This is a genomic window from Bacteroides graminisolvens, from assembly GCF_963666085.1.
Taxonomy (GTDB): Bacteria; Bacteroidota; Bacteroidia; order Bacteroidales; family Bacteroidaceae; genus Bacteroides; species Bacteroides graminisolvens.
Genome location: NZ_OY762556.1, coordinates 760304 through 772315, shown reverse-complemented (window position 1 = coordinate 772315; position 12012 = coordinate 760304). Strand labels below are relative to the sequence as shown.

Here is a 12012-nt window from a genome sequence, read left to right as displayed (position 1 = left end):
GGAAGTTATTTACATGATAACTGCCAAGAATTTTACGGTTTGTTGATTGAGGGCTTTCATTCCGTGAGGTATCTTTGAGTCAAAATAGATGCTGTCACCTTCATTTAGGATAAGCTCTTTTCCTCCTATACAAAAAAGCATACTACCTTTAAGTACAAGATTAAATTCTTGTCCGTTATGGCTGTTCTGTTGCATCGGTTCGTCATCATTTTTAGGTTCTACGGTGACGATAAACGGATCGGCATGGCGATTCATAAATCCTGCAGCAAGAGATTGGTATTTGTATGCCTTACGGCGTTCAATAGATGTTCCTTTGCCACTTCTGGTAATAAAATAGGTGCTCATTTTGGGTTCCTCACCAAACATGAGTGCCTCAAGAGCAATATTATATCGGCGGGCTATTTTTTGGAGCATACTTACCGATATATCATATTGTCCGCTTTCTGCATGAAGGTATTCTTCTTTAGTTAATTCGCATTCTTCTACGAGAGTGTCTACACTTAGCTCCAGCACATCTCGCAACCCGCGAAGACGTTCCGCTATCTGTTTAATTTGTTCATCCATGGTTTGATTGTTTTATTTTAAACTAGCTTTCATTGCATTGATAATGGCCGATGTGAATCCTCCATGCTCAAGCTCGTTAATTCCCTTTATAGTGAGTCCGCCTGGTGTGGTAACTTTATCTATCTCAACTGACGGATGGCTTTCATTGGTAAGAATCAGTTCTGCCGCTCCTTTTACAGATTGGGCTACCATGCGAGCGGCGTCTTTCGGATAAATACCCATTTCTACTCCGGCTTGCATCGCTGCCTGTATATATTTTAATACATAAGCAATGCCGCAAGATGTTAGAGCCGTGGCTGCGCCCATTTGTTTTTCATCAATAAGCATGGCTACTCCCATTTCATTGAAGATGTTGGCAAGTAGTGCTTCTTGTTCTTTGCTTGCGTTGTGTGAAGCCAATAGGGTCATACTTTGCATCTGTGATATTGCCGTGTTCGGTATGATACGGAAGATTGTAGCCTTTTCTCCGATCCATTGCTCGTATTCAGCGAAAGGTATTCCTGCTGCAACGGAAGCGATAATCTGTTTTTCGGTTTGTAGAGTTAGTCCTTCAATGACTTCTTTTATGAACCATGGCTTGACTGCTAGAATTATAAGATCGGCTTCATTGATTGCCTCCTGATTATTGCAGGTGGTTTTAATTTGTGGATTGAATTCCTGGATAGCGCATAGTTTGCCTTCCGATGGATTTGAAACGGTGATATCTACGGGCCGAATAAGGCTGCCTTGCGCCATTCCTCTAGCTATGGCACCACCCATATTTCCTGCGCCGATAATTGCTACTTTCATGTATTTAAATTTTAGTTCCAACATGTTCTTTATGAAGAATGTGCCAATAGCCATGCTGCAATAGCAAGATGATGACCATTGACACATCTGTCATTTATTACTGCAATAGCGGCAAAGTTACAAGATTTATGTGCAAATGATAACTTTGCAGCAAAAAAATTCAGTTTCTCAGCCTAAAACTTTTTTGAATCGTTGTAAGAATTCATCTGCCTGTTCTATACTCAAGCAAAGCGGTGGCAACAAGCGAATGACATTGGTTCCACTCACTCCCGTAAAGACTTTCTCTTCATAAAGAAGTTTGTTGCGGATTTCTTTTACCGGTTCCTCAAACTCTAATCCTATCATTAACCCACGACCTCTCACGTCTTTGATTTGTGGGAAGGTTTTAAGTTGTTGTAGCAGGTATTGCCCCACTTGTGCTGCGTTTTCTGTTAAATGATCTTTTTCAATGACATCTATTACCGCTAAAGCAGCTGCACAAGCTAAATGGTTACCTCCAAATGTTGTTCCCAACATGCCGTAAACCGGTTTAAATATAGGCGATATAAGTACTCCAGCAATTGGAAATCCGTTGCCAATTCCTTTAGCAACAGTGATTATGTCGGGCTTGATTCCGGCATATTGATGTGCAAAAAACTTGCCACTTCGTCCGTAGCCGCTTTGTATTTCATCAAGAATTAATACGGTATTTGTGGCAGTACATGCTTCACGAAGTTCTTTTAAAAAATCATCGTCGGGTAATTTAATACCTCCTACTCCCTGTATACCTTCTATAATGACAGCGCATACATCATTCATAGACAGTTCTGCTTTGACTACCTCTATGTCGTTAAGCGGCAAGTAGGTGGTATGAGCATTATTGTTGATTGGAGCGATAATTTTAGGATTATCTGTAGCCTCAACAGCCAAAGAGGTGCGTCCGTGGAAAGATTTGGAAAAAGAAATGATTCGTGTTCTTCCGTTATAAAAAGATGCCAATTTTAAGGCATTTTCATTTGCTTCTGCACCTGTGTTGATCAAAAAAAGTGAATAATCGTCGTAACCGGACAGAACTCCTAGCCGAGTTGCAACTTCTTGCTGTAATTTGTTAATCACAGAGTTTGAATAGAATCCCAACTGGGCGACTTGCTTTGTTATCATATCCACATAATGGGGATGACTATGTCCGATGGATATAACTGCATGTCCGCCATAGAGATCGAGGTATTTAGTACCGGTTTCATCCCATACGTAGCAACCTTCTCCTTTTACAATGTTGATGTTAAATAGCGGATAAACATCGAATAATTTCATGATAAAATCCTCCTTTGCACCTGCCTGATATTCTGGAAACAGGAGGCAGGTGATTAATAACTATTTGTTTTAATATTAATATAATTCTTAAAAAGCAGCTGGCTTCAGTCGAAGACCAACTGTCTCTTCAAGATTAAACATGAGGTTCATATTGTGAACGGCTTGTCCCGATGCTCCCTTTAGCAAGTTGTCGATGCAGGAGATTATGAGTAATTTATCACCATGTTTCTCTAGGTGAATAAGACATTTGTTGGTGTTTACAACTTGTTTAAGATCAATGTTTTTGTCGACAATGTGTACAAATGAATCTCTTTCGTAATATTCTTCGTAAATACGGGTAATTTCATGGAGATCGACTTTGGTTTTTACTACCAATGTCGCAAAGATTCCTCGAGGAAAATCTCCACGATATGGGATAAAGTCAATTTCAGCATTGAAACTGTTTTGTAATTGTGTTAATGATTGCTTAATCTCAGGAATATGCTGATGATCAAATGCCTTATATATACTCATGTTATTGTTGCGCCAGCTAAAATGACTGGTTGAACTTGGCTTTACACCAGCACCTGTGCTACCCGTAATAGCATTTACGCTGATGTCTGAGTTAAGCATTAGATGTTTGGCTAACGGAAGCAATCCTAACTCAATGCATGTAGCAAAACAACCGGGATTAGCCACCCGGCTGGCTTTGCAGATAGCCCGGCGGTTAAGCTCAGGAAGTCCATAAAGAAAGTTGTGCTCACTGCTTGCTATGCGATAGTCCATTGATAGGTCAATGATCTTCAGACTTTCGGGAATGTTGTGGCTTTCCATAAACTTCCGTGTATCTCCGTGGGCAGTACAGAAGAATAATACATCGATTTTGTCCAATGGTAATTCATCTGTGAAGGCCAAATCGCATTCACCATACAAACCTCCATGTACATCGGTTATTCTATTCCCTGCGTTACTGCTGCTATTGACAAATACAATTTCTGCTTCAGGATGGTTGACTAGTAGACGAATAAGCTCACCTGCGGTATAACCTGCCCCACCTATAATTCCTGCTCTAATCATACTTAATTGTGTTGAATATTATTTAATTTATTTGCCGTTCTTTTTTTGGTTGGCATAATATACGCGTAATGGAGTTGAAAGTATTTTGGTAAAACCTTTAGCATCCTCTGCTGTCCATCCTTTTTGTACTTCACCATATTCGCCGAAGTCCGTTTTAACAAGATCATAAGTTGATTCTACTCCAACAAGAGTGTAGCTATAAGGACGAAGTATAATACTTACTGTTCCGTTAACATTACGTTGTGAACTCTCAAGCATTGCTTCAATATCGCGCATAACAGGCTCAAGGTATTGAGCTTCGTGTAGAAACATGCCATACCATGTGCCAACCTGATCTTTCCAATATTGCTGCCATTTACTTAGGGTATGTTTTTCAAGCATTTTGTGTGCATTGATAATTAGCATAGGAGCAGCAGCTTCAAATCCTACTCGACCTTTGATACCAATGATTGTATCTCCGATGTGCATGTCTCGTCCTATGCCGTACTTGCTTCCAATTTCTTCTACTTTGTTAATAGATTTTACCTTGTCTGAAAATACTTCTCCATTAACAGCATGAAGCTCTCCTCCTTTAAACTCGAGTTTGAGTGTCTGATTGTCTGTATTACTTACTTGGCTTGGGTATGCTGATTCGGGAAGAGTTTGATCGCTTTGCAATGTCTCTTTTCCTCCGATGCTTGTTCCCCATAGACCTTTATTGATGGAGTATTCCATTTTTACAAAATCGGCAACAAATCCGTGTTCACGAAGATAGTTTATTTCGTATTCACGAGTCAGTACCATGTCACGTGTAGGGGTAATAATCTCAATTCCCGGTGCAAGCACATCAAATGTAAGGTCAAAACGAATTTGGTCGTTCCCTGCGCCGGTACTTCCATGAGCGATGGCATCAGCTCCTATCTCACGTGCATAATTAGCTATAGCAATTGCTTGGAAAATGCGTTCAGAACTGACTGAAATCGGATAGGTTCCGTTTCGCAATACATTTCCAAATATCATATATTTGATACTCTTATTATAATAATCTTGAGTAACATCTAATGTCGCATGCTTAACCGCTCCTAGTTTGTATGCTTTATCTTCAATCGTTTTTAGATCTTCTTCACTGAATCCACCGGTATTTGCAATAGCAGTGTATATTTCGTACCCCTTTTCCTTTGATAAATACATAGCACAAAACGAGGTGTCCAAACCACCGCTGAATGCTAAAACAACTTTCTTTTTCATAATTATTTTATTTTGGTAGATGACCTTTTTTGAATTCGTTTATTTGATGTCTTCAACATCATTTTGTTCTCCGTCCTTTTGGTGTTTTGTAGGATCGTAAAGCATAGCAGTGCAGATACAGTATTTTCTACCTGTACGTTCTAATATGTCATGATTACAGCATCCTTCACAACCTTTCCAAAAAGCATCATCGGTTGTTAGCTCAGAGAAAGGGACCGGTACATAACCTAGTTCGGTGTTGATCTTCATAACAGCTCCTCCACTAGTTAACCCAAATAGCTTGGCATTAGGCCATCGGAGGCGTGAAAGCTGAAATGCTGCTTTTTTTATTCGCTTAGCTAGCCCTTGACCACGGAATTTTTCAACAACAATAAGCCCTGAATTAGCTACATATTGTTTGTTTCCCCATGACTCAATATAGCAAAAACCTGCAAATTCATTACCGCAAAGGGCAATGATCGCTTTTCCCTCACGCATCTTTTGCGCTACATATTCATGCGAACGCTTTGCAATTCCCGTGCCTCTTACTTTTGCGGCGGTCGTAATTGTTTCTAATATAGTGTCAACGTAAACCTCATGGGATGCGTCGGCTACCATGACTTCAATTTGATTGTCCATTTCCTGAAATAAGCTTTAAGCTTTAAAATTAAATTCTGATTCTATTTTTTGAGTTTAGGTTGCTAAGCTCTTTGTTTACTCTTTCTTTTGTATCGGAATAATTGATGATAAAAACTTACGCACATCATTATGAACAGCTCCTTCGCGAAGAACCAGCATAATTGTATCGTCTCCGGCAATGGTACCTAATATATCAATACCTTCACGGTTGTCTATGTCATATGCAATACTGCTGGCATATCCTGGGCGTGTTTTGATAACTGCTATATTAACCGAAAACTGTAGTGAAACGAAACCATTATTAGATAGCATTTCGGAAGCCTTCTGGTCAGTTTGGCGTTTGTACATGATGTCATTGGGTAAAACATAGACATACTTTCCATTCATGCTCGCTGCCTTGGCTACCTTAAGTTGTTTCAGGTCACGGGAGAGTGTGGCTTGAGTTAATTCAAAACCTTCGCTGTTAAGTTCCTGCAAGAGTTCATCTTGTGAACCTATTTCTTTGCTGGAAATAATCATCTTAATGGCATCTAATCTGCTTGCTTTCTTCTTCATCTTGTATAATTATTCTAGAGACTTTGCAAAAGTATGCATTATTTTGGTGATAAGATGCATAAATACGTCATTTTTTTATTCATTTATGCTAAAACAAGAATAAAACGACAAAAACTATAAGATAACAGTCAAAAAATCAACCTCGAATAAAAAGTTTTATTGTTATTTTTGTAAAATGAATCATTCTTTATTTTTTAAACCATAAAAGCACATTCATAATGAGAAAACTTATTGAAATCCTCTTCGTCTTTTTATTTGTTACATTAGTATCTGTTCATGCTAAGGTGAACCCTTATGATATGGTACAACGAGATATTCGAAAAGAAAGCGCTTTATCTTCGAGTGACAAAAAGAAAAAAACATCTGTACCCGAAAGGTATGCTCAGTGGTTTGCTGATTCTGAAATGCAGCGCTTTCCCGAAGCATGGCAGTTGGATCATGGGAAAGCTCCGTTTTTTGGTTATGCTCAAGGAGTAGGTTGTTGTGCAATGTTGCAAATGTGGAAATCTACCGGAAATAAACGATATTTTGATTATGTTGAGAAGTGGGCAGATTCGTTGATAGATGATAAAGGTGATATCCATTTATATCGTGTTGAAACGTATAATATCGATTATGTTAATTCAGGTAAAGTCTTGTTTGATTTGTATCGTGAGACCCATAAAGAAAAGTATAAATTAGCGATGGATCTACTTGTCAAACAAATGAAAAATCACCCACGTACCCTTGAAGGTGCATATTGGCATAAACTGATTTATCAGCATCAAATATGGTTAGACGGTTTGTATATGGCTTCTCCCTTTTTGGCTCAATATGGTGCAGAGTTCAATAAACCCGAGTGGATTGATGAAGCAGTAAAGCAGTTTACTTTATGTTATAAACATACTTATGATAGCAAAACAGGTTTGTATCACCATGCATGGGATGAGAGTAAAAGTCAGCGTTGGGCCGATCTTAAAACAGGACATTCTCCTAACTTCTGGGGAAGAAGTATCGGTTGGTGGTTTATGGCATTGGTTGATGCACTCGATTATATACCTCAGAGCCATCAGGGAAGAGCTGACATGATTGTTTGGATTCAAAACTTAGCAGAAGTATTACCTAAATATCAGGATAAAGATGGTTTGTGGTATCAAGTTCTTGATCAGCCAACGCGTGAAGGTAATTTCCCAGAGGCATCAGTCACTACACAGTTTATGTATGCTTATGCCAAAGCGGTGAACAAAGGTTATATTGATAAAAAGTATAAAGTTTATGCGGAAAATGCTTTCAAAGGACTTAAAGAAAAGCTGTTAGTTGAGAATGCTGATGGCACATTGACCTTGACTCGTTGTTGTCAAGTTGGAGGATTAGGTGGTAATCCCTACCGCGACGGGAGTTTTGAATATTATATAGGTGAGAAAATGAGAGATAACGATGCTAAAGCAACAGGACCTTTTATTATGGGGTGTCTTGAATTAGCAAAATAATGAAATGAAAAACACAATTTGATAACCTATGAATCATAATAAGTGGCTTTTAGTAATAGCTTTTGTAATATCATGTGTGCGTTCTTATGCCCAAGTGACAAGCTGGCCGAATATAAATGTGGAAGCTAAACCTGCAACTCGCTGGTGGTGGATGGGTAGTGCGGTAGATAAAGAGAATTTAACTCGTAATATTAAGAGTTATGCAGAAGCTGGTATGGGTACTTTGGAAATAACTCCTATATATGGAGTTCAAGGAAATGATGCCAATGAGATTCCGTTTCTCTCACCACAATGGATGGAGATGTTGCGCCATACCCAGAGCGAAGCGCATAGGAACGGAATGCAAATTGATATGAATACGGGTACCGGTTGGCCTTTTGGTAGCCCTGAGGTTAGTCTTGAAGATGCTGCATCTTGCTTGCTTATTAGCGAATATAAGCTAAAGGGTGGTGAGCGTTTAAGGGTGAAAGTAGAGCCGGAAGATAAGACTCAAAAAGCACATGCTGTTTTAAGTCGTCTGATGGGTTTTTCTGATAAAGGGATTTGTTTGGATTTAACATTAAAGGTGGATAACAAAGGGATGCTGAATTGGAAGGCTTCCAAGGGAAACTGGCGGCTTATTGCAGCTTTTACCGGCAAAACACTTCAAAAGGTAAAAAGAGCAGCTCCAGGTGGAGAAGGATATGTGATGGACCACTTTTCTGAAAAATCAGTAGAAAACTATCTGGCTCGTTTTGATAAAGCTTTCTCGAATAGTAAAGTCTCTTACCCTCATAATTTTTTTAATGATTCTTATGAAGTCTATAAGGCTGATTGGACACCCCGCTTCTTTGAAGAATTTGCATTAAGAAGAGGATATAAATTAGAAGAACATTTGCCCGAATTTCTGTCGGAAGTACGTTCTGATAATACTGCTCGTATTATTTCTGATTATAGAGAAACGATGGCTGAACTGTTGCAGGCGAATTTTACAAAACAGTGGACGGAATGGGCTCATAGTCATGGTGCTAAGACTCGTAACCAAGCACATGGTTCGCCAGGTAACTTAATTGATTTGTATGCAACTGTTGATGTTCCTGAATGTGAAGGTTTTGGTATATCAGATTTTAATATTAAAGGCTTGAGAAAAGATTCGCTTACTCGCTCTAATGATTCAGATCTATCAATGCTTAAATATGCTTCGTCTGCTGCGCATATTGCGGGGAAACCCTATATCTCGTCTGAAACCTTTACCTGGCTTACCGAACATTTTCGCACTTCATTGTCGCAGTGTAAACCTGATATCGATTTAATGTTTGTGTCGGGAGTAAATCATGCTTATTTTCACGGTTGTACTTATTCACCCAAAGAGGCTGAGTGGCCTGGTTGGAAGTTTTATGCGTCTATAGACATGAGTCCTACTAATAGTATTTGGAAAGATGCACCTTCCTTTTTTGACTATATATCTCGTTGCCAAAGTTTTCTGCAGATGGGTGCACCGGATAATGACTTTTTGTTATATCTTCCCATATATGATATGTGGCAAGAACAAGACGGCCGATTATTAATGTTCGACATTCATAAAATGTCTCAGAGAGCCCCTAGTTTTATTGAAGCAGTGCACCGGATATATAATGCAGGATATGATGTGGATTATATTTCTGATAATTTTATACGTAATGCGCAATGTGTAGACGGTAAGATCGTTACGAGTGGTGGAATTTCTTTCAAAGCTTTAATTATTCCCGGTGTGAAATTGATGCCAGATGATGTGCTTGCTAAGTTAGTGAAATTGGCCAGTGAAGGAGCGACCCTTGTTTTTCTAGACCGTTTTCCTGAGGATGTTCCTGGTTATAATGCCTTAGACTTGCGTAGGGAAAATTTTAATCAATGTTTAGAAAAACTCAAGTCGCAAAATAAAGAGCGTATTTTGTTTGGTCATGATTATGCCGAGACTTTGAGACAGACAGGTGTACGGCCTGAAATAATGAAGAGGGATTGGGGACTAAGTTGTATCAGGCGTTGTAATGAAGATGGTTATCATTATTTTATATCGGCTTTGAAAAGCGATGATACGGAGGGATGGATTCCATTGGGAGTGAAAGCTAAATCGGCGCTCTTCTTTGACCCAATGACTGGTGAACAAGGTAAGGCTGCTTTGCGAAATGTAAACGGACAGACAGAAGTTTATATGCAACTGTCTTCAGGATCTTCAATTATTCTAAAAACATTTTCAGCATATGATGTCGATGTTAAAGCATGGGATTATTTGAAGACGTCTCGCGAGGAAATTTTAATTGAAATAAATAAATTTGACTTTTGCTTTTCCATATCGCTGCCGGAGGTACATGGAACATTGAAACAGGTACAAGTAGGAACGTGGACTAATTATAATTTGCCGGAGGTGAAAAACACGATGGGAACAGGTGTTTATAAAACAACTTTTGAAATCAATCCCCTTTCAGCGCCTGAATGGATACTTGACTTGGGTGATGTCAGAGAAAGTGCAAAGGTTATTATTAATAACAAATCCGTTGCGACATTATGGGCTGTTCCATTTCGTTGTATGATAGGCAAATATTTGAAATTGGGTATCAATACAATTGAGATTGAAGTCACTAATCTTTCAGCCAATAGAATTGCCGATCTGGACAGGAGAGGTAAGGAGTGGCGTGTCTTTAAAGAAATCAATATGGTGGATCGGAACTATAATAAAACTGGATATGCAAACTGGGAATCCGTACCAAGTGGTCTTCTGACTCCAGTAAGACTTATTCCTATGGAACCAATAACGCATTGATTATCCCATATGAACATATAATTCTCAAATAATAACTTATGAAATTACTGAATACTAGTCTCGTGTTATGTGGTATGTTGATAGGATTGGTTTCTTGTCAGCATTCGGAACCGTATAAGTACGAATATCTATATAAAAATTCACCTTTTGATATGCCTCGTGTGAAGGAGCCTGTTTTTGCTGCTAATGAGGTTAACTTGAAAGACTATGGAGCTATTGGAAATGGAGAACATCTCTGTACCGAGTCATTTGCCCAGGCTATTGATGCTTTGGTTGATAAAGGGGGTGGTAAATTGATTGTCCCTGCTGGAGTTTGGTTTACGGGTCCCATCATTCTTAAAAGCAATATTAACCTGCATCTGGAGAAGGGAGCAGTAATTCTGTTCTCACCAGATGTCGATTTATACCCATTGGTTGAAACTTCTTTTGAAGGTTTGGATACTCGGCGTTGCCAATCACCTATATCGGGTAGGGCTTTAATTAACGTAGCAATTACCGGTCAGGGAGCAATTGACGGAAATGGTCATTTTTGGCGTCCGTTGAAACGCGAAAAAGTAAATGAAAGTATTTGGAAAGAGACAATATCTAGAGGCGGTGTTTTTAAACGTCCTACTTATTGGTTTCCACATCCTGAGTCTTTGAAAGGTGATAGCATTAGTGATATGAATGTTCCGCGTAATTTGAAGACAGAAGAGGAATGGCAGAGTATACGCCATTTCTTACGCCCTGTGATGTTAAGCCTTATTGATTGCAAAAATGTCTTGCTTGAGGGAGTGATATTTCAAAATTCTCCAGCTTGGAATCTACATCCATTGATGTGCGAGAATATAATAATTGATGATATACAAGTCCGTAACCCTAGTTATGCACAAAATGGAGACGGTTTAGATTTGGAATCGTGTAAGAATGTACTCATTGTAAATTCGACTTTCGATGTGGGTGATGATGGTATTTGTATTAAAAGTGGGAAAGATGAAGATGGACGTAAGCGTGGGTGTCCCACAGAAAATGTTATTGTTGATGGTTGTACTGTTTTTAAAGGGCATGGAGGCTTTGTTGTAGGAAGTGAAATGAGTGGAGGAGTTCGCAATATATCAGTTGCTAATTGTCAGTTTCTTGGCACAGATGTGGGCCTGCGGTTTAAAAGTAAACGAGGTCGTGGGGGAGTTGTAGAAAATATATGGGTTAAAAATGTTTCGATGATGGATATTGCTACCGAACCGGTTACATTTAATTTATATTATGGCGGTCTCTCAGCAGTGGAACTACTTGAAAGTGGAATAAAGCAACCCGATGAGGTTACACCTATGTCTATTGATGAAACAACCCCCGTATTTAAGAATATTTATATTGATAACTTGGTGTGTTCAGGCGCGCGTAGAGCATTATTCTTTAATGGTATTCCTGAGATGCCTATAGATGGCATCACACTACAGAATATTGATATTACATCAACTTACGGAGCCGAATTTGTTTACAGCAAAAATATAACACTCAAGAATGTTAATATACATAATAAAAAGGGTCAGAAAATAATAAGTCGTTTCTGCGATAAAATTCACTAAGATATTATTGAAATTTAGAAGTTTACCAGTTTTTGCTAATAAATAAAGTGTGTACAGAATATATATTCTTTGTACACACTTTATTTATTTGATATGG

At 38.8% G+C, this 12012-nt stretch carries 9 protein-coding genes and 1 pseudogene; 3 read left to right on the top strand and 7 right to left on the bottom strand.

Annotated features, from left to right (window positions below; translation table 11 throughout):
* Positions 1 to 9: 9 nt before the first annotated feature.
* The 7 genes from ACKPCE_RS03170 to ACKPCE_RS03140 form a co-directional block, all read right to left on the bottom strand.
* The gene (locus ACKPCE_RS03170; protein WP_024995353.1) at positions 10 to 564 is read right to left on the bottom strand and encodes a helix-turn-helix domain-containing protein; all 555 of its coding nucleotides are present in this window, start codon (positions 562 to 564) and stop codon (positions 10 to 12) included.
* A gap of 12 nt (positions 565 to 576) precedes the next feature.
* Entirely contained in the window at positions 577 to 1353 is a 777-nt protein-coding gene (gene proC, locus ACKPCE_RS03165) for a pyrroline-5-carboxylate reductase (protein ID WP_319504170.1), read from the bottom strand.
* 168 nt (positions 1354 to 1521) lie between these two features.
* The gene (locus tag ACKPCE_RS03160; protein WP_319504169.1) at positions 1522 to 2646 is read right to left on the bottom strand and encodes an aspartate aminotransferase family protein; all 1125 of its coding nucleotides are present in this window, start codon (positions 2644 to 2646) and stop codon (positions 1522 to 1524) included.
* 87 nt (positions 2647 to 2733) lie between these two features.
* On the bottom strand, positions 2734 to 3702 hold the full coding sequence (argC, locus tag ACKPCE_RS03155; RefSeq protein WP_319504168.1) for an N-acetyl-gamma-glutamyl-phosphate reductase: 969 nt from the start codon (positions 3700 to 3702) through the stop codon (positions 2734 to 2736).
* Between the two features lie 27 nt (positions 3703 to 3729).
* On the bottom strand, positions 3730 to 4929 hold the full coding sequence (locus ACKPCE_RS03150; protein ID WP_319504167.1) for an argininosuccinate synthase: 1200 nt from the start codon (positions 4927 to 4929) through the stop codon (positions 3730 to 3732).
* 39 nt (positions 4930 to 4968) lie between these two features.
* On the bottom strand, positions 4969 to 5547 hold the full coding sequence (locus ACKPCE_RS03145; RefSeq protein ID WP_319504166.1) for a GNAT family N-acetyltransferase: 579 nt from the start codon (positions 5545 to 5547) through the stop codon (positions 4969 to 4971).
* 75 nt (positions 5548 to 5622) lie between these two features.
* Positions 5623 to 6102, bottom strand: coding sequence for an arginine repressor (locus ACKPCE_RS03140; RefSeq protein ID WP_319504165.1), 480 nt, complete (start codon positions 6100 to 6102; stop codon positions 5623 to 5625).
* Positions 6103 to 6470: 368 nt separating this feature from the next.
* Here ACKPCE_RS03140 and ACKPCE_RS03135 point away from each other — a divergent pair.
* The 3 genes and pseudogenes from ACKPCE_RS03135 to ACKPCE_RS03125 all read left to right on the top strand — a co-directional run.
* Positions 6471 to 7571 (top strand): annotated as a pseudogene (locus ACKPCE_RS03135) (glycoside hydrolase family 88/105 protein); the annotation flags it as partial.
* A gap of 28 nt (positions 7572 to 7599) precedes the next feature.
* Positions 7600 to 10350: an alpha-L-rhamnosidase gene (locus ACKPCE_RS03130; RefSeq protein ID WP_319504164.1), complete on the top strand. Its 2751-nt coding sequence runs from the start codon at positions 7600 to 7602 to the stop codon at positions 10348 to 10350.
* Between the two features lie 74 nt (positions 10351 to 10424).
* Positions 10425 to 11915, top strand: coding sequence for a glycoside hydrolase family 28 protein (locus ACKPCE_RS03125; RefSeq protein WP_407655024.1), 1491 nt, complete (start codon positions 10425 to 10427; stop codon positions 11913 to 11915).
* Positions 11916 to 12012: the final 97 nt, after the last annotated feature.

Excerpts from the sequence above, each read along its gene's own strand:
- ACKPCE_RS03170 (WP_024995353.1), bottom strand. The coding sequence starts at position 564 with ATGGATGAACAAATTAAACAGATAGCGGAACGTCTTCGCGGGTTGCGA.
- proC (WP_319504170.1), bottom strand. The coding sequence starts at position 1,353 with ATGAAAGTAGCAATTATCGGCGCAGGAAATATGGGTGGTGCCATAGCT.
- ACKPCE_RS03160 (WP_319504169.1), bottom strand. The coding sequence starts at position 2,646 with ATGAAATTATTCGATGTTTATCCGCTATTTAACATCAACATTGTAAAA.
- argC (WP_319504168.1), bottom strand. The coding sequence starts at position 3,702 with ATGATTAGAGCAGGAATTATAGGTGGGGCAGGTTATACCGCAGGTGAG.
- ACKPCE_RS03150 (WP_319504167.1), bottom strand. The coding sequence starts at position 4,929 with ATGAAAAAGAAAGTTGTTTTAGCATTCAGCGGTGGTTTGGACACCTCG.
- ACKPCE_RS03145 (WP_319504166.1), bottom strand. The coding sequence starts at position 5,547 with ATGGACAATCAAATTGAAGTCATGGTAGCCGACGCATCCCATGAGGTT.
- ACKPCE_RS03140 (WP_319504165.1), bottom strand. The coding sequence starts at position 6,102 with ATGAAGAAGAAAGCAAGCAGATTAGATGCCATTAAGATGATTATTTCC.
- ACKPCE_RS03130 (WP_319504164.1), top strand. The coding sequence starts at position 7,600 with ATGAATCATAATAAGTGGCTTTTAGTAATAGCTTTTGTAATATCATGT.
- ACKPCE_RS03125 (WP_407655024.1), top strand. The coding sequence starts at position 10,425 with ATGTTGATAGGATTGGTTTCTTGTCAGCATTCGGAACCGTATAAGTAC.